The following is a 17,770-nucleotide window of genomic DNA, read 5'->3' as shown; positions in this document are numbered from 1 at the left end:
TCCGCCGGAAAATAGGAGTCCACCAACATGCAATATTCGCAGGACGAAAACGTCACCGACGACTTTGAACTCGCCGGTGTGCCCGATTCGTTCCAACGTTTGTGGACCCCTTACCGGATGGCCTACATCAAGGGCGGTCAGACGCAGGTGACGGACGAGGCAAGTTGCCCCTTCTGCGCCGGGCCTAACCGCACCGATGAAGAGGCTCTGCTGGTACATCGCGGTAAAACTTGCTACGTGATCCTGAACTTGTTCCCATACAACCCAGGCCACCTGCTTGTTTGCCCGTACCGGCACGTGCCGAACTACACGGATATTACGGTGGAGGAAACCGCAGAGATGGCTGCGCTCGCGCAGCAATCGATGCGGGTACTGCGCAAGGTATCTAACGCCTCCGGCTTCAACTTGGGCATGAACCAGGGCGAAGCCGGGGGAGCGGGTATTGCCGCGCACCTTCATCAGCACATTGTGCCGCGCTGGAACGGGGATGGAAACTTCTTCCCCATCATCGCGCAGACTAAGGCGATCCCGCAGACCCTCTCAGAGGTGCGTCAATCGATCGCCGAGGCGTGGGATAGCGAGAATCCGAGATAGATTCATCAATGCTTATGTCAGGGTGGTAGGAACATTTAGTTGTTCTACCACCCTGACTGCTTTAACCCGAACTATCTCTAAATCTCATATAGTGATTTTCTGGCTCAAATTCTTATGTGACATGGCTAGACTAAGGCTAAATATCTAATACTTACACGATTCTACGGAGGAACCGTGACAGGAAGCGTTGGTTATGGCTTCAAGGCCCTTTCCTTGTCTGCTGCTTTGACGTTACTGCTTGGTGCGTGCTCAGCACCCGGGACTTCGCAAGCGCAACCCACTCACTCTGAGGTAGCGGCAAGCTCCTCGGTGGCGGTCAGCCCCAGCGCCACGCCAACTCCTGAGGAAACAAAAAGCGTGGCACCCACCAAGCCAACTCCCACCGTGACAAAATCTAGCAAACCTGCCCAGCCATCCTGTGGACCAAAGTTAACGTCTGGTGCATTGACTCAACTTGCGACCAAGCTGCCGGCACCAAAGATTTCCACCGGAGAGATCATGGATTGGAAATGGGACGCTGAATACGCAGATCCGTCTACTTATGATGAATGTGCCGCATTATCGTGGGTTACCTTTCCCATTGAGGGCGCCACCGGCTCATCGCCCTACATCATTGCCCTCTTCCACAAGGGGAAGTACCTCGGTGTCGCCACACGGACCACGTTCGGTTTCTTCCCACAGGTTGTACGCGTTGACGATGCGCAACTGAAGGTGACTTATACCTATGCCAAAGATGGGGATTCCAACGCGGGAGCCTCAGGCCGAGCGGTCTCCACTTACTCTTGGGACTTGAATACTCAGTCCGTCAAGCATCATGGCGCATTCCCACCGGGCTACGCACAGTGAATCCGATCGGAACCCTGGACGAAATCCGCGACTGGATTATCAGCGGAACCGAGCACGAAATCCGTTTCGCTATTGAGGGTGCGGCACGATATTCGATTGGCATGATCAATCAGATGCTCGAAGAGCTGAGCTACGAGCACGATGAGAACTGTGATGTGTTCCTGCGCGGTTGGCTGGGTAGCCTTAGCCCGCTGGAACGTCTTGCCGCGGCCGAAGCCACAGAATCCCACTATCAATTGGGCCTGGTGGGAAGGCCGCAGGCCGAGGACAGGGCGCTGCTACAGGTGATGGAGTCGGTCAAGCCCGCCATCGAGCTGGTGGCGGAAATCTTCGAGTTTACCCATGGTCGTGCCAACGATCCGGATCCTTCCTATACCAAGCGCTTCACCCCACGGCTGTTGGCATATGCCGAGCAGCTGCGTTCGGTGGCCGAAGACATCAGTAATGACGTGCCATTGGTGCAGTTCATGTCCGCTGAGGTGAAGCGCATCGAGGCTGATAACCCCGAAGGTTACGGCCAGCCGGCAAAATATCAAGTGGCGGACGCTTTAACGCAGAACCTTAAGTTCCCAGCTAAAAAGTCGGATGACTAGTGAATTCATTGAGATTGACTATGTTACGCACTAACCCTTGACTGAGGGATAAATCCACTATCGGTCGATTGTGACGCAACACCGGAGGTAATAAAGTAAAGCGCTCCTACGATTACTGGCAGAGCACCACTGTGCTTGCCAGTGTTTGAAAGGAATAATACCCAACATGTCTTCTGCAGATCAGCGTCAGGACAACGTCGTCGGCTCCGAGCGCGTTAAGCGCGGTATGGCCGAAATGCTCAAGGGCGGCGTCATCATGGACGTTGTCACTCCGGAACAAGCCCGCATCGCTGAAGATGCCGGCGCCGTAGCCGTCATGGCTCTCGAGCGCGTACCAGCCGATATTCGTGCCCAGGGCGGCGTCTCGCGCATGAGCGATCCGGACATGATTGATAGCATCATCGCCGAAGTCTCCATCCCAGTGATGGCCAAGGCTCGCATCGGTCACTTCGTCGAGGCGCAGATCCTGCAGTCACTTGGTGTGGACTACATCGACGAGTCCGAGGTACTTTCCCCAGCAGACTACGAGAACCACATCGATAAGTGGCCATTCACCGTGCCATTCGTTTGCGGTGCCACCAACCTAGGTGAGGCGCTACGCCGCATCAACGAAGGTGCAGCGATGATCCGTTCCAAGGGTGAAGCAGGAACCGGTGACGTTTCCAACGCGACCGGACACATGCGTAAGATCCGTGCCGAAATCGCCAAGTTGGCTGCGCTTCCAAAGGACGAGCTGTACGTGGCTGCCAAGGAACTTCAGGCTCCATACGAGCTGGTCAAGGAGATCGCTGCGACCGGTAAGCTTCCGGTCGTGCTGTTCACCGCCGGTGGCATTGCCACCCCGGCAGATGCCGCGATGATGATGCAGCTGGGCGCCGACGGCGTATTCGTCGGCTCGGGCATCTTCAAGTCCGGCAACCCGGTTCAGCGTGCCGAAGCCATCGTGAAGGCCACCACCTTCTTCGACAACCCGGATGAATTGGCTAAGATCTCCCGCGGTTTGGGTGAAGCAATGGTTGGCATCAACGTCAACGAGTTGCCAGAACCGCACCGCCTCTCCGAGCGCGGCTGGTAAATATTTTTGCAATGTCCCCGGTGCCGAAGTCTGGCACTGGGGACATTTTTATGGGTTACGGCGTGAGCCTTTTGCCTTCGCGTCCTTCCCCAGAGGCAAGCTAGTTGTTTGCTCATACGCAGCAGGTCTACCGTGGGGGATTACCGGTGCCTTTGCCGTGGGGAATGAGGAACCATGTGTCGTTGGCTTGCCTATCTAGGCTCACCGGTAGAGATCGCAGATATTCTGGTGCGACCAAATCATTCGCTGATCGATCAAAGCCTGCACGCCAGAGAACTGTTTCTGCCAAATGACCCGCTTGCCGCGCAATTCGCGCACCACGCATTTCCAACCAATGGAGATGGCTTTGGCATGGCGTGGGCAGGACGAGCCGGCACCTTGGGGCAATACCGGCAACTTGGAACAGCCTGGGATAGCCAAAACCTCAAGCACCTGGCGCAACAACTTGAATCAGGCTGCTTCCTTGCCCATGTGCGTGCCGCGCCGGGCGGCACGATCGCGGAACAGAACTGTCATCCTTTTGTGGATCACGGCTGGATGTTTCAGCACAACGGGTCGATACCCAACTTTCGTGAAATCAAACGCGAGCTGACCTTCGATGTGGACCCACAGCTCTACCCGGGTATTCTCGGCAACTCGGATACCGAGCTCTGCTTCTATCTGGCCTTGACCTACGGGCTTGAACACGATCCGGTGACGGCGCTTTCCCGCATGGTCGCCCGGGTCGAACGTGCCCGGCACGAGCAGCAGATTCAGGCTTCCTTTCGAGCGACCGTGTGCGCCTCGGACGGCAAGCATCTGGTGGTGCTGCGATGGGTCAGCCCTCAAAGATCAAACGAGCTGGCGCCGAGTTTGTATCACGCGGCGGGATCAACCATCTTGCACGGTATTGAGGGTGAAAAACTCTCCCTGCCAACCGATGCCCAGTTAGTCGTCTCCGAGCCGCTTTCCCTGCACTGGAGCAGGCATACATGGGTCGAGATCCCGCCCGGAACCATTAGTGTCTTTGAACAAGGCCGGCCACCACATATTGAACCGGTAAATTTGGGGTTGTGAAAGGGGAATTTGGCTACGAGAAAGCGACTAATGAGAATTCTGGGAGGAAGCATTCCGCGCGCTCAGATGCACCATCGCCGCCTGCGGTTGGTTTGTGGAAGATGATGCGCGCGCTGCCATGGCGAGGTCCTGCGCGCATGATTCTCGAACATCTGGCCGGAGAGCCAGCATCCAAGTAATACTTGACGATCGCTCCGCGGCTTTGAGGCTCATAAATCACGGGCAATCGGAAGCCCAGCAAATTTGAGACTACGCGCATCAACCGGTGGAACTTGTCGCCGCCTCGATGGCAAACTTGAGCCATGAGTGAAATCATCTTCGACGCGGCAGTGACGCTAAATGGCTTTCTGGCCGATGAGAACCATAGCCTGCAATGGCTTTTTGACGTACCAGGCGCCGAAAAACCGGACCCGGAACTGCTGCCGAAGAACATCGGGGTACACGTTGAAGGAGCAAACACCTACCAGTGGATGCTGGAGCATGAAAACCTCATCGACGAACCGGAAAAGTGGCAACAGTTCTACCCGAACATCACCACCTTTGTCTTCACCCATCGCAACCTGCCGGTACCGGAAGGCGCCGACGTACGCTTCGTTTCCGGTGCGCTGCGCGATCATCTGCCAACGATCCGTGAAGTCGCCGGAGACAAGAATATCTGGGTGCTCGGAGGTGGGGAGCTGCTTGGCCAATTCCTCGACATCAATGCACTAGACAGGCTCGCGTTGACCATCGCCCCGGCCGCCTTGGCCAGCGGAGCGCCACTATTGCCGCGCACCCTAGGCAGCGAGAGACTGGAACTTATCGAAGCACGCCAAGCGGGGCCCTTTGCCCGTCTGGTCTACCAGGTTTTGACCGCGCACTAGCGTTAATAGTGGTTAAACATTGGTGGCGGGAGCCGCCGACATGCATCGGGGTCCCGCCACCATCGTTGGGTGAAGCCTAGCTCCAGGAACGCAGAATCATATGCCGCCCGCGTCCGAGCAACCGCAGCCCATTGGCGCTGAAGAAGTCCGCACTGCTCGGCGGGGACGCCGCGAGCAGTTCCTGGGTTGCATCCTCATCCGGTGGATCCAGTGGATTAATCAGTGACCGGGACAGCCCGTGCAGCAACGCGGTGCCGACACCCTGACGGCGGTGACCTTTACCCACCGCCAGCGAGTGCACCATCGCCTGGCCATTCAGGCCCTGCTGCACAAAACCACGACCGACGATGTCGCCTTCCTCGGTGCGTGCCAGTGCATGCTCTACCCGGCGCAATGCCGGGTGACCGCTGGAAAGCTGCGAAGAAGGATCACGCCACAGATTTGTCACCTTCAGTTCGGCGGCATCCGCTCCGGTGGCTTCTGGAACATTGTTGCCCAGACGGATCTTTCCCTCCCAACGTTCCATCGGGATCGCAAGTCGTCCTGCATGCCAGGCGATCTGCGCATTGTCGGTAAAACCTGCGTCTTTGAGTCCTGCGGCATCGGATCCCGAATTCACCCAGGCTTCCACACGGCGCGCGCCCAAGCGCATACCCTCGGCAAACGCCGGGCGTAGGCCCGCGGAATCTGCATGCTCCGGAAAGAGCAGGATCAGGCGCTTACGTACCGGCTGCCAAGCCCAGGAGCATCCGTGGGTGGTAAAGATCTTGCCACCTGTAGCTACCGCGAGGGCCTGCTGCCAATGGCTAAGAGCTTCTTGCGCGGAGGCAATTGTCGTCATTATTCTGCGTTCACCAATCCTCGACGGCGCAGCAACGGTTCAACCCGTGCGCTGCGTCCGCGGAACATTTCGTAAGACTCTAGTGGATCGCGCGTATTTCCGCGCGAGAGCAGTTCCTGACGGAACCGCATTCCATTTTCTCGCATTAAGCCGCCATTTTCCTCGAACCACTGCACAGTGTCGGCATCTAGCACCTCACTCCAGATGTAGGAGTAGTAGCCGGCAGAGTAGCCATTGGCGAAAATATGCTGGAAGTACGCGGTTCGGTACCGTGGAGGGATCAGCCCGGGGGTGAAGCCAAAGTTGGTTAAGGTCTCACGTTCAAATGATTCCGGGTCCTCGATGCTGGTTCCCGGCTCGATGGTATGCCAGGCCCAATCCAGCACACTGGCCGCCAAATATTCGGTGGTCGCAAAGCCCTGACCCCACAGCTCCGCCGCACGGATCTTCTCGATGGTTTCCTCGGGGAGCGTCTGCCCGGTTTCATAGTGTTTGGCATAACCGCCAACCACATCCGGGTGCAATACCCACATTTCGTTGACCTGCGAAGGGAACTCGACAAAGTCTCGTGGTACCGACGTTCCCGAGAGGGTCGCATATTCTCCGTTGGACAGTAGCCCGTGCAACGCATGGCCAAACTCGTGGAACAACGTGTTCGTCTCATCTAAGGTCAGTAAGATCGGTTGCCCCTCACCCGGAGCCGCGATATTTAGCGTATTTGTCACGATGGGACGTTCATCTAGATCAGCGGCTGAATCGCGCATGGACGTCATCCAAGCGCCGCCCTTTTTCGTTTCGCGCGCCAAAAAATCGCCACTGTATAGACCCATGGCCGAGCCATCCGCGTCAAAAACTTCCCACACACGCACCGCTGGGTGGTACGTCGGAAGGTCAAAACGTTCGGTGAAGCTGAGGCCATAAAGGGTCTGTGCGGTGGCAAAAACACCGTCGTGCAGCACCGAATCCAGCTCAAAGTAGGGGCGCAGTGCTGCGGAGTCCACAGCAAAACGCTCGCGCAACACCTGGTTGGAGTAGTAAGACCAATCCCAAGCATTTAGCTCACCGCCGGCCAACTCGCGCAGTGTGTCCGCCTCAGCATGTGCGTTACGAACCGCGGCTTCGGTCAGTTCCTTCAACCGGGTGGCTACCGCTTCGGTTGAAGGAGCTGTCGCGTCGGCTAAAACAGTTTCGGCGTGGTTCGCAAATCCAAGCAATGCCGCCCGATCCGCACGCAGTGCCGCCATCTGCGCGGCTAACGGTAGTGTGGAATTCTCGCTGGACCCACGACTCAACGAAGCTTCAAAAACCTTGCGCCGCGACGCGGAACGCGTCAAGGAGGCGAGTACCGGTTGCCCGGTAGGGGAGACCAGCGGAAGCAGGTAGCCGGTGTTGTGCCCGGCGGTTTCAGCGGCCGCCCGTGCCGAAGCAATGCGTGCCTCGTCTAGGCCTTCGAGCTGAGCTTCGTCAGTAAAAAGCACCGCGTGTGCATTCTGATTTTCTAAGGCTTTGGTGGAGAACTGCGTGGACAGCTCGGAAAGCTGTGCGTTCAGCGCCTTCAGCTTCTTTTTAGCGCCTGCATCCAAGCGGGCGCCGGCAAGCTCAAAAGTTTTTAGTGTCTCGCTAGCTAGCCGGGCGTCTTCGCCTGCTAACTTACTCAGATCCACCTCGCGCAGCCGTGCATAAAGCTCCGGATTTAGCCGAATCTCGTCACTCTGCGCGGTCAGGATACCGCTGAGCTCGGACTGGATCTCACGCAATTGATCGGTGCCGTGTGCGGACAGCACGCTGAAATAGGCCATCAGCGTGCGGCGCAACAGTTGACCACTGCGTTCGAGCGCGAGAAAGGTGTTCGCAAAAGTCGCCGGCGTTGCATCGGCCACGATGGTGGCGATCTGCGCAAGATGCTCCTGCGCGCCCGTACGGGCTGCCTGCAGGTAATCATCGGCGGTGATGTGGGCGAAATCTGGCCACTGGTAGGGCAGTTCGCTGGGTTTCAGAAGCGGGTTTGGCATAGTGCCAGATAACCACAGGACACGTGATTTTGCTTGCATTAACACGAGGTATCAGCCGATAGGGTGGAACCCATGAAGTCACGTGCGCTGCCCGCGGTCCTCGCATTAATACTGCTCGCAGGATGTTCTGCGGCCCCGCAGGAGGCTACGGCGGAAGTTACGCCCAACCCAGTGCAGACCCAGCAGGACTCACTAAGTCCTAGCCCTACACCGAGCGAAACGCCGACGCCAAAGGAACTCTCCTTAATGGCCACCGGCGATGTGCTGTTGCACCCACAACTGCTCGCCGAAGCGAAAACTTCCACGGGCTACGAATTCCAGCCGTTGTTGAATGGGCTTAAACCCTATGTGCAGGACGCCGACGTGGCCTTGTGCAATTTGGAAACACCGATCGGCGTCCCACCCTACTCCGGATACCCAACCTTCAGCGTGCCGGCCCAGATCGTCGCGGACCTGGCAAGCATCGGCTACGACGGTTGCACCACCGCCACCAACCACACCGTGGATATTGGCACCGCCGGGGTCAAGCGCACGCTGGACACGCTAGAAAAATACAAACTCTTTGCCACCGGGTCCTACCGCACGCAGACCGAAGCACAAGCCCCACCGCTGCTTCAGGCCGAGGGTATCAAACTCGGGATCATCGCCAGCACCTATTCGCTCAACGGTATGCGCGCCGATACCGACTGGCGGGTAGATACCGGGGTGGACGCGAAAAAACTGATCACCCGCGCCAAGGTCGCACGGAAATCCGGTGCGGAAATAGTGGTCGCGGCCATCCACGACGGCACCGAATATAGTACCCGTCCCAGCGACGCACAGCGCAAGCTCGGCCAAACCCTGGCCGAATCCGGCGCCTTCGATTTCATCTACATGCATCACACCCACTCGGTACTGCCCATTGAAAAGCATGAAGGCACCTGGATCGTCTACGGTCTGGGTAACTCGGTAGCCAAGCACGCCACACCGACGATCCTGAACCGTGAGGGAATCAGTATCAAGGCCACCTTCACCCGCACCGGAAAAGATCAGTGGAAGGTGGGGGAGCTGGTCTGGGTTCCACATCAGTTGAGCTCCTCACCGGTCAGGTGGTGTCAGGTATTCACCGCCGATGCCTGCCTGCCTGCGGCCGATGCCAAAGCCTCGCTGGCACGCACCAGCAAAACCGTCAACGCCTATGGTGCCTTCGACGATGGGCTGAAACCTTGGGAACTGGACTAGGCCCCGCGCAATGGCCACGGCGCCCACGCACCATCGGCCGGAAGCATGGCTCGCGCCCTGACCAAACGCTCCGGTGAAATCTCCTCCACGCCATCGGAGATTTCGCGACCTGCTATTCCGTCCGAATCAAAACGGTGCGTCAGCAGGCCGGCTCCGGATTCATCAAGTATTTCGGTGAAATGCCCGTTCACGACCGTTGTGATCTGTTCCTCTAAATCGTCCAAAAGTTCGTCGACAGAATCGTCGCAAGCATCACAACCGCAGATCGGAAAGTGCCACTGGTATAGCGCACCAACCGATAAGAGCACCCCGGGAAAATCAGTGAACACTAAACCCAATGGCGCACAGGCACGATCAACCGGAATTAGCCGTACCGACTCAACCACCGGCTGCATTGCATAACCCAGCTCGGCGGCTAAGCCCGAGTCTTGAAAACAGCGCACCTCAAAGCGTGCAAGCAACCAATCCACTAGCGCCTGCGACACGACATGCAATGGTGCAAAACGCTGCGGGTGGATAGTCACCGAATAGCTTTCCTCCGCAGGCTCCCCGGGCCACCGCTGACCATAGGAGATGAGTGCAGCTTGGTCATCAAAGTAATCTTGCCCGGCGATGACGGGGCGCCGGTAACCTTCTAACTGCATGCGATGTTCCTTCCATCCGCCGGGATAACCGCCGGCTAGTGCCCGAACTCGTCCGAGTCGGTAAATGGTCCGGCGCCGGTATCCAGCGCCTCGATTTGCGCCATCTGCGCCGTACTGATCTCGAAGTCGAAGATATCTAGGTTCTCGGCCTGCCGCAGGGGGTTTGCCGATTTCGGCGCGGCCGCCCGCCCGGACTGTACATGCCAACGCAAGGTCACCTGCGCAGGCGTCTTAGCGTGCGCCGCGGCAATCTGCACCAGTGCCGGATGCTGTAAAAATTCAGATTTCCCCCGCCCCAATGGTGAATAGGCTTCGGTGAGCACCCCGTGTTCGGTGTTAAACGCCTGCCACGGTGCACTGCGTCGCTCGGGGTCCAGCTGAATCTGATTAACCGCCGGGGTGAGTCCCGCATCAAGCAAAACCTGTAATTGTGCGGGCTTAAAGTTTGAGACGCCCGCTGCGCGAATCACCCCTTCGTCCACAAGCTTTTGCATCTCGGTGAAGGCTTGAACAAAGGTGCCCTGCTCCGGGTTGGGCCAGTGAATAAGGAATAGGTCCAGGTAGTCCAGGCCTAAACGATTCAGGGAATTTTGCAACGCTTGGCGCACCCCGGTGGCCGAATGCCACTGCTTGTTGAACTTTGTGGTCACAAAAACTTCGTCGCGCGGCACCCCACTATTTCGAAGTCCCAGACCCACCGCTTGCTCGTTTTGATAGTTTTCTGCCGTGTCGATCCGGCGGTAACCAATGTTGAGGGCCGAGGTGACCGCGTCACTGGCTTCGGACTCGCGCATCGGCCAGGTTCCTAAGCCGATCGCGGGCATCAAGAAATCACCGGGCAATTTAAAGGACGAAATATCTGCACTCATAGGCCTGAACCTATCAAGTCCGGCAAACTTCTGGCGACACACCGAGAAATAAAACGGTGCAGTGTGGCCTGCCGGCATTAACGTTATTTCGGCGCTTCCTGCGCCAACTACCCACAAACTGTGAAGGCTCAACATGAGCGAATTTGGTGTGCTCGCATTACAGGGCGACTTCCGTGAGCACCTTGCCGCGCTCGACGGCTTGGGAGTCAAGGCTCGCATGGTGCGCACGCTCGATGAGCTGAAAGCCGTGGATGCGCTGGTCATTCCCGGTGGGGAGTCTTCTGTGATCGACCGGCTCACCCGCAACTACGGTCTGGCGCAACCAATCAAGGAGCGCATCACGGCTGGCATGCCCACTTATGGGTCCTGTGCCGGAATGATCATGTTGGCGGACCGGCTAGAAAACCCTGCGGTCACCAGTACCGGGGAGCAACAGCAAACGCTGGGCGGAATCGATATGTTGGTACGCCGCAATGCCTTCGGGAGACAGGTCGATTCCTTCGAGCACACGCTCAAATTTGCCGACCACGACCTCACCGCGGTGTTCATTCGAGCTCCCGAAGCAGTTCAAGTAGGCCCCGACGTGGCTGTGCTCAGTACGGTGCCTGCGCCCGATAGCCGTGCACAAGGTAGAATCGTTGCAGTACGTCAGGGAAATTTGTTGGCCACTAGCTTTCATCCGGAAGTTACCGGAAGCAGGGCCATCCACGAATTTTTTGTTAATCTCACGCGAGGAGACGCTTAAAGCATGTCAGGCCACTCCAAATGGGCAACCACCAAGCATAAGAAGGCAGCCATTGACGCCAAGCGCGCCAAGGCCTTCGCTAAATACATCAAGGGCATCGAAGTTGCCGCTCGCGCCGGCGGCGCCGACCTGGCCGGTAATCCGGCACTGGAACTCGCCGTCAGCAAGGCGAAGAAGAACTCCGTGCCCATCAACAACATCGATCGTGCGGTTAAGCGCGGCGCCGGACTTGACGGCGAAGTTGTTGACTACACCGAGATTATCTATGAGGCCCGCGGCCCGCAGGGTTCGGCACTGCTCATCGAGTGCCTGACCGATAACAAGAACCGCGCAGCTTCCGAGGTCCGCGTGGGCATCACCCGCAACGGTGGCACCGTCGCCGATCCGGGCTCCGTGTCCTACCTCTTCGCCCGCCAGGGTGTTGTACGTCTGCCCAAGGGCGAGCTGACCGAGGATGACCTGTTGATGGTTGTGCTCGATGCCGGCGCCGATGAAATCGTCGACGAAGGCGAAACCTTCGCTATTGTCTGCGATCCGTCGGATCTGCGTGCTGTAGCTGCCGCGCTGGATGAAGCGGAAATCGCCTACGAAACCGATGAAATGGAATTCATTCCGTCGATGAAGGTTGATTTGGACGTTGAGGGTGCACGTAAGTTCTTGCACTTGTACGACGCGCTGGAAGAACTCGACGATGTGCAGGGCATTTACACCAACGCCGATCTGTCCGACGAGGTCCGTGCGGCCCTCGACGATGAGCAGTAGGACTTGGCCCTACGTGTCGTAGGCGTCGACCCCGGACTGACCCGCTGTGGTTTGTCCGTGGTCGACGTCGCAGCCAACCGCAAGGTTGAGCTGATTGATGTCACCGTCGCCGGCACCCCGCCGGGCACCCCGCTAGACGCGCGGCTGCTCACCATCGCCGACGCAATCGATGCCTGGCTTGATAAACATCAGCCCGACGTACTCGCCCTAGAGCGGGTTTTCGCCTCGGCCAACGTTTCTACCGTCATCGGTACCGCCCAGGTCACCGGCGTCATTATTCTTGCAGCCGCCCGGCGCAATATTCCGGTGGCGCTACATACCCCCACCGAGGTCAAAGCCGCGGTGACCGGCAGTGGACAGGCTACCAAGGCAGCCATCGGCAAGATGGTCGCCAAGATTTGCCGGCTCGATGAGCCACCTAAACCCGCAGATGCCGCCGATGCGGTGGCCCTGGCCATCGCCCACGGGTGGCGTGGTGCGGCCGTTGGCTCCAACGCTTCGGCCTCAGAATCCGCCGCACGCACCGGTTCCCAACAGCTGACCGCCGCGCAACAGGCATGGATTGCCGCCGAAGCTTCCTCAAAACATCGTGCGGCTCGTCGTTAATCGCCATTCGTAACTATCTTCGATAAGCTAGAATTGTTCGAACATACTTTTGAGGAGTGGCATGATCAGCTCACTGACCGGCACGGTCCAGGCAGTAACCCTAAACACCGCGGTTATCAACGTCAACGGCTTCGGCATGCTTATCCAAGCTACCCCCGGCACGCTATCCACCTTGCACGTAGGCCGTGAAGCTACCGTGCATACCTCGATGGTGGTGCGCGAAGATTCGATGACGCTGTTTGGCTTTGCTACCCCCGACGAACGTGAGGTGTTCGAAGTAGTTATCGGCGTCTCGGGTGTTGGCCCCCGCACGGGTCTGGCGATCTTGGCGGTACACACCCCCGAAGAGGTCCGCATTGCGGCGAACACCAAAGACACCACCGCCTTCACCAAGGTCTCCGGCATCGGCCCTAAGGGTGCCAGCCGGATCGTGCTGGAGCTCAACGGCAAGCTGATCCCCACCGGCGTAGACACCGCTACAGCACGTCCGGGCACCGGCTCGGTCTGGGAGCCACAGGTCATCGAGGCGCTAACCGGTCTAGGCTGGACCGAAAAGGACGCGCAATCAACGCTGAAGGCACTGGGCAAGGCGAACCCTGAAGTTGTCGAAACCGGCAACGTCTCCGAAATTCTGCGTGCGGCGCTACGTAGCATGTCCACCGGCACACGTGCCCGATAGGATAACCCTGTGAACGATTCCTCGCAGCTGACCAACGCCGGCAGTGAACCCGAAGAGCGGGTGATTGAAGCAGCCCTGCGTCCACGCAACCTGGACGACTTCGTCGGTCAGGGCCGTGTGCGCCAACAGCTCTCACTCATGCTTGAGGCAGCGAAGATCCGCGAGCGCACCGCCGACCACGTACTGCTCTCGGGACCTCCCGGATTGGGAAAAACGACACTCTCGATGATTATCGCCGCGGAAATGAACGCCCCGCTACGCATCTCCTCGGGCCCTGCCATCCAGCACGCGGGAGACTTGGCCGCCATTCTCTCCTCGCTCACCGAGGGGGAAGTGCTCTTCTTGGACGAGATTCACCGGATGTCCCGGCCAGCGGAAGAAATGCTCTACATGGCCATGGAAGATTTCCGCGTCGACATTATTGTCGGTAAGGGCGCCGGGGCCACCGCCATCCCGTTGGAACTTCCGCCATTTACTTTGGTGGGGGCGACCACTCGTGCCGGGCTGCTTCCGGGGCCGCTACGCGACCGCTTTGGGTTCACCGGACATCTAGAATTTTATGCAGTTGAAGAACTCGAACTGGTACTTCGCCGTTCGGCGATGATGCTTGATTTACGCGTGACTTCCTCCGCCTTCAGTGAAATCGCCGGACGCTCGCGTGGCACCCCACGTATCGCGAACCGCTTGCTTCGTCGCGTGCGGGACTGGGCGCTGGTGAACAAACTTGAAGAGATCGATCACGGCGCTGCCGCTGCAGCACTTGAGATGTACGAGGTTGACCCCAAGGGGCTAGACCGTCTGGACCGCTCGGTACTCGAAGCACTGTGCCTTAAGTTTGGTGGGGGACCGGTAGGACTGTCGACGCTGGCCATCGCGGTGGGCGAAGAAAGCGAAACCGTAGAGACCGTCGCCGAGCCCTTCTTAGTTCGTGAAGGGCTCATGGGACGCACCCCGCGCGGACGTATCGCGATGCCAGCTGCTTGGGAGCATTTGGGCCTCGCGGTGCCTAAGGATGCGATCTTTGCCGGAACCCAAAGCTATGAATCCGATGAGGATTAGATGAATACCTCTACTCTGCCCGCGTAAATGGCTTGGTGCTTTGCTTCTAGCCATTAGACTAGAGACGCCCGACACACGCCCTGACTTTGGCGTGCCCGGGCGTCTTCGCTCTTTAAACGAATCGTTAGCAGGTATTACAAGTGAATTCCCTCGTCCTTGCACAGGGAGCCGGTGGCGGCTTCAATCCATCCATGATTCTGATGGTCGCACTCTTCGCAGTGCTGATCATCATGATGATCCGTGGCCGCAAGAAGGTTTCCAAGCAGCAAGAAGCACTGAAGACCAAGTCGGTTCCAGGCGCCAAGGTGATGACCAACTCGGGCATCTTCGGTACCATCATTTCCATCGATGAGCAGGATCGTGTGCTTGTCGAGGTCGCCAACGGCGTTGTGCTCACCTTGCACCGCCAGGCTATCTCCACCTTCTTGGACCCAGCAGTAACCGAGGCTCCCGCCGAAGAAGCCGCTGACACTCCTGCCGTCGCCGAATCCCCAGAAGAGAGCCTTCGTCGTTTGAACGACCAGGGCAAGGACGACCGCAACGCCTAAGGCAGGCACCATCGTGGTGGCTGTCTAGCACGCCACCAGTTCAAGAAAGCACAATAGATGTCATCAATTGGACCTGTAAAACAGGCACGCAAGGCGTTGCTGTGGTTACTGGTCGTCGTCATCATTGCAACCGGTGTTCTGGTTGCTGGTGTGTCGACGGGCAAGACCGGCGCGGCCCCAAAGCTGGCGCTCGACCTCGAAGGCGGCACCCAGATGATCCTGGCGCCTCGGGTTAAAGGCAATGAGACGATCAGCCAGGAACAGCTTGATCAAGCGGTGGAGATCATTCGCCAGCGTGTAGCCGGTTCCGGTGTTTCGGAAACCGAAATCACCACCCAGTCTGGACGTAACGTCGTCGTGTCGATGCCCGGTACCCCGGACGCTGAAACTCGCCAGCTGATCCAAGCCTCGGCGAATATGGAATTCCGTCCGGTGCTCATTACCGGTTCCTACGAGGCAACTCCAAAGGAACAGCGCACAGCTGACAAGGACATTCCAGCGCCAACGGCTAAGCCGGAGAATCCTTCGGATACCAGCTGGATCACCAAAAAGCTTTATAAAGAGTTCGAGGCCTACGACTGCCCCATCGAGCTCGAGAAGCGTGAAACCACCGATCACGATCCAAAGACCGCGATGATCTCCTGCGACCCTCGCCAAGGAGTGAAGTACATCCTCGGCCCGCAGGAAATTCCAGGTGACCAAATTTCTGATGCCTATGCCAACTTGGCACGCGGTGTGCAGGGTGCGGTTACCGGCGAGTGGGTCGTGGTGATCGAGTTCAACAAGCAGGGCGCCGCAACCTTTGCGGAAACGACTCAGCGCCTCATCGCGTTGCAGGGTTCGCAGAACCAGTTCGCCATCGTGCTTGACGGAACCGTCATCTCAGCTCCAACCACCAATGCGGTGATCTCCGATGGTCGCCCACAGATTTCTGGTGGCTTCACCGAGGAATCCGCTCAGGCGCTGGCCCAACAGCTCAAATACGGCGCACTGCCGATCAGCTTTGAGATTCAGTCTGAACAGCAGGTTTCGGCGACCTTGGGTGGTGACCAGCTTGAAGCCGGTCTCATTGCCGGCGTCATCGGCCTGATCTTGGTGTTCATCTATTCGCTCTTCCAGTACCGCGCGCTGGGTCTCGTCACGATTGCTTCATTGCTAGCATCCGGTGTACTGACCTACCTCGCGATCGTCTTACTTGGCTGGGCGATGAATTATCGCCTATCCCTGGCAGGTGTGGCAGGTCTGATCGTGGCCATCGGTTTGATCGCTGACTCCTTCATCGTGTACTTCGAACGTGTCCGCGATGAGTTGCGCGATGGCCGGTCATTGGCCAGCGCCGTCGATGTAGGTTGGTCGCGCGCTAAGCGCACCATTCTTGCTTCGAAGGCAGTGAACGTGCTGGCCGCTATCGTGCTCTATCTGGTAGCAGTGGGCAACGTGCGAGGGTTCGCCTTCACGCTGGGCTTGACCGCAATCATCGACCTCATCGTCGTGTACGGTCTGACCCACCCAACCTTGATGCTGCTGGCACGCACGAAGTTCTTCGCCGACGGACACCGCCTCTCCGGTCTGGATCCATCGCTGCTTGGCGCGGTGCCGCTATACCGCGGTGCCGGCAAGGTGCGCAGCTTTAATGAAAATGCGCAGGAGAACCGCGGCAAGAAGAACTCTAAGGCGAGCGGTGAGGCTGCCAAGCGGCTGACCATCGCCGAACGTCGTCGCGCCGAAGCAAACCGGGAGGAGAACAATGAATAAGCTCGCAGAGTGGGGCAATCAGCTCTACACCGGGAAGCGCTCCTACCCGTTCACGCAAAAGCACCGCTTGTGGTTCCTGATCGCAGGGATCCTGATGATCGCCGCGATCCTGGTCCCAGTGGCTAAGGGTGGGTTCAACCTCGGAATCGATTTCCGTGGCGGTTCGGAATTTATGGTCTCTGGTGTCCAGAACACCCAGGTCAGCGTCGGCGAAGACGTAGTCAAGAACGCCGCAGACGGCGCCGAAGCCACAGTCACGAATATCGCTCCGGGCACCATGCGCGTGCAGACCGATCGACTCAGCGATGATCAGACGATCAGCGTTGCCGGGGAACTGGCCCAAGCCTACGAGGTGGAAGCTAGCGAGGTGACCAGTAACTTCATTGGTCCAACCTGGGGGCAGGACGTTTCGCGCCAGGCGCTGTTAGGCCTCTTGGTCTTCATCGTGCTGGTGGGTCTGCTGATGGCAGCGTACTTCCGCACCTGGAAGATGTCCGCCGCAGCCATCATTGGTCTACTGGTGGTGATCATCATTACCGCCGGAATTTATTCACTCTCCGGTTTTGAGATCACGCCCAGTGCGATTATCGGCTTCCTAACGATTCTCAGTTACTGTCTGTACGACACCGTGGTGGTCTTCGACAAGGTTCGAGAGAACACCAAGAACTTTGATCAACAGACCAAGCGAACTTTCCAGCAGCAGGTGAACCTCGCGGTGAACCAGACGTTGGTGCGTTCGATCAACACCTCGGTGGTTGCAGTGCTGCCAGTGGCTTCGATCTTGTTCATCGGTTCCTACCTGCTCGGTGCCGGTACGCTCAAGGACCTGTCGCTGGCGTTGTTCGTCGGTATTATCGTCTCGGCACTATCGACCCTCTTCGTTCAAGCGCCGCTGTATTACCAGCTGCGTCACGGCGATGAGGACGTGCAAAAGCACAATAAGAAGATGGAAGCGCTGGACGCCTAAGCACTAAAAACCTTCTTGGCATCAAGCCACGAGCG

The 17,770-nt window shown here is 58.1% G+C and carries 19 protein-coding genes; 15 read left to right on the top strand and 4 right to left on the bottom strand.

Annotated elements, in window-relative coordinates; translation table 11 throughout:
* Positions 1 to 27: 27 nt before the first annotated feature.
* From IEX04_RS12690 to IEX04_RS12665, 6 genes are all read left to right on the top strand, one after another.
* The gene (locus IEX04_RS12690; protein ID WP_188686080.1) at positions 28 to 594 is read left to right on the top strand and encodes an HIT family protein; all 567 of its coding nucleotides are present in this window, start codon (positions 28 to 30) and stop codon (positions 592 to 594) included.
* A 444-nt stretch (positions 595 to 1,038) separates the two neighbouring features.
* Positions 1,039 to 1,440, top strand: a complete 402-nt coding sequence (locus IEX04_RS12685; protein ID WP_205738306.1) for an LppP/LprE family lipoprotein — start codon at positions 1,039 to 1,041, stop codon at positions 1,438 to 1,440.
* Complete coding sequence (locus IEX04_RS12680; RefSeq protein WP_096257803.1) at positions 1,437 to 2,033, top strand: hypothetical protein; 597 nt, start codon at positions 1,437 to 1,439, stop codon at positions 2,031 to 2,033. Before IEX04_RS12685 ends, IEX04_RS12680 begins: the two co-directional genes overlap by 4 nt.
* A 166-nt stretch (positions 2,034 to 2,199) precedes the next feature.
* A complete protein-coding gene (pdxS, locus tag IEX04_RS12675; protein ID WP_096257802.1) occupies positions 2,200 to 3,108 on the top strand; it encodes a pyridoxal 5'-phosphate synthase lyase subunit PdxS in 909 nt (302 codons plus the stop codon).
* Between the two features lie 174 nt (positions 3,109 to 3,282).
* Entirely contained in the window at positions 3,283 to 4,164 is an 882-nt protein-coding gene (locus IEX04_RS12670; RefSeq protein WP_188686077.1) for a class II glutamine amidotransferase, read from the top strand.
* A 302-nt stretch (positions 4,165 to 4,466) separates the two neighbouring features.
* On the top strand, positions 4,467 to 5,027 hold the full coding sequence (locus tag IEX04_RS12665) for a dihydrofolate reductase family protein (protein WP_096257799.1): 561 nt from the start codon (positions 4,467 to 4,469) through the stop codon (positions 5,025 to 5,027).
* 76 nt (positions 5,028 to 5,103) lie between these two features.
* Here IEX04_RS12665 and IEX04_RS12660 read toward each other — a convergent pair whose 3' ends face one another.
* On the bottom strand, positions 5,104 to 5,868 hold the full coding sequence (locus IEX04_RS12660) for a GNAT family N-acetyltransferase (RefSeq protein ID WP_096257798.1): 765 nt from the start codon (positions 5,866 to 5,868) through the stop codon (positions 5,104 to 5,106).
* The gene (locus tag IEX04_RS12655) at positions 5,868 to 7,880 is read right to left on the bottom strand and encodes a M3 family metallopeptidase (RefSeq protein ID WP_188686075.1); all 2,013 of its coding nucleotides are present in this window, start codon (positions 7,878 to 7,880) and stop codon (positions 5,868 to 5,870) included. Before IEX04_RS12655 ends, IEX04_RS12660 begins: the two co-directional genes overlap by 1 nt.
* Before the next feature lie 72 nt (positions 7,881 to 7,952).
* Between IEX04_RS12655 and IEX04_RS12650 the strand changes: the two genes are divergently transcribed.
* Positions 7,953 to 9,101, top strand: coding sequence for a CapA family protein (locus IEX04_RS12650; RefSeq protein WP_188686073.1), 1,149 nt, complete (start codon positions 7,953 to 7,955; stop codon positions 9,099 to 9,101).
* On the opposite strand, the gene IEX04_RS12645 is transcribed toward IEX04_RS12650, so the two are convergent.
* Entirely contained in the window at positions 9,098 to 9,745 is a 648-nt protein-coding gene (locus IEX04_RS12645; RefSeq protein ID WP_188686072.1) for a DUF6226 family protein, read from the bottom strand. The genes IEX04_RS12650 and IEX04_RS12645 overlap by 4 nt on opposite strands.
* A 35-nt stretch (positions 9,746 to 9,780) precedes the next feature.
* Positions 9,781 to 10,614 carry an aldo/keto reductase gene (locus tag IEX04_RS12640; RefSeq protein WP_188686071.1) on the bottom strand — a complete coding sequence of 278 codons (834 nt, stop codon included), beginning with the start codon at positions 10,612 to 10,614 and terminating at the stop codon, positions 9,781 to 9,783.
* 133 nt (positions 10,615 to 10,747) lie between these two features.
* Between IEX04_RS12640 and pdxT the strand changes: the two genes are divergently transcribed.
* The 8 genes from pdxT (at position 10,748) to secF (ending at position 17,735) form a co-directional block, all read left to right on the top strand.
* Complete coding sequence (gene pdxT, locus IEX04_RS12635) at positions 10,748 to 11,359, top strand: pyridoxal 5'-phosphate synthase glutaminase subunit PdxT (RefSeq protein WP_188686070.1); 612 nt, start codon at positions 10,748 to 10,750, stop codon at positions 11,357 to 11,359.
* A 3-nt stretch (positions 11,360 to 11,362) separates the two neighbouring features.
* Positions 11,363 to 12,121, top strand: a complete 759-nt coding sequence (locus IEX04_RS12630; RefSeq protein ID WP_096257792.1) for a YebC/PmpR family DNA-binding transcriptional regulator — start codon at positions 11,363 to 11,365, stop codon at positions 12,119 to 12,121.
* A gap of 3 nt (positions 12,122 to 12,124) precedes the next feature.
* On the top strand, positions 12,125 to 12,727 hold the full coding sequence (gene ruvC / locus IEX04_RS12625; RefSeq protein ID WP_188686069.1) for a crossover junction endodeoxyribonuclease RuvC: 603 nt from the start codon (positions 12,125 to 12,127) through the stop codon (positions 12,725 to 12,727).
* Positions 12,728 to 12,788: 61 nt separating this feature from the next.
* The gene (ruvA, locus tag IEX04_RS12620) at positions 12,789 to 13,406 is read left to right on the top strand and encodes a Holliday junction branch migration protein RuvA (protein ID WP_188686068.1); all 618 of its coding nucleotides are present in this window, start codon (positions 12,789 to 12,791) and stop codon (positions 13,404 to 13,406) included.
* A gap of 9 nt (positions 13,407 to 13,415) precedes the next feature.
* Positions 13,416 to 14,465: a Holliday junction branch migration DNA helicase RuvB gene (ruvB, locus tag IEX04_RS12615; protein ID WP_096257789.1), complete on the top strand. Its 1,050-nt coding sequence runs from the start codon at positions 13,416 to 13,418 to the stop codon at positions 14,463 to 14,465.
* Positions 14,466 to 14,605: 140 nt separating this feature from the next.
* The gene (yajC, locus tag IEX04_RS12610; protein ID WP_096257788.1) at positions 14,606 to 15,013 is read left to right on the top strand and encodes a preprotein translocase subunit YajC; all 408 of its coding nucleotides are present in this window, start codon (positions 14,606 to 14,608) and stop codon (positions 15,011 to 15,013) included.
* A 57-nt stretch (positions 15,014 to 15,070) separates the two neighbouring features.
* Positions 15,071 to 16,768, top strand: a complete 1,698-nt coding sequence (gene secD / locus IEX04_RS12605) for a protein translocase subunit SecD (protein ID WP_096257787.1) — start codon at positions 15,071 to 15,073, stop codon at positions 16,766 to 16,768.
* Positions 16,761 to 17,735, top strand: a complete 975-nt coding sequence (gene secF, locus IEX04_RS12600; protein ID WP_096257786.1) for a protein translocase subunit SecF — start codon at positions 16,761 to 16,763, stop codon at positions 17,733 to 17,735. The genes secD and secF overlap by 8 nt, the downstream gene beginning before the upstream one ends.
* Positions 17,736 to 17,770 lie beyond the last annotated feature (35 nt).

Origin of the sequence: Glutamicibacter ardleyensis, assembly GCF_014644555.1 — a bacterium.
Lineage (GTDB): Bacteria > Actinomycetota > Actinomycetes > Actinomycetales > Micrococcaceae > Glutamicibacter > Glutamicibacter bergerei.
The sequence above is the reverse complement of the archived record's forward strand: the minus strand, read 5'-3'. Positions and strand labels throughout refer to the sequence as shown.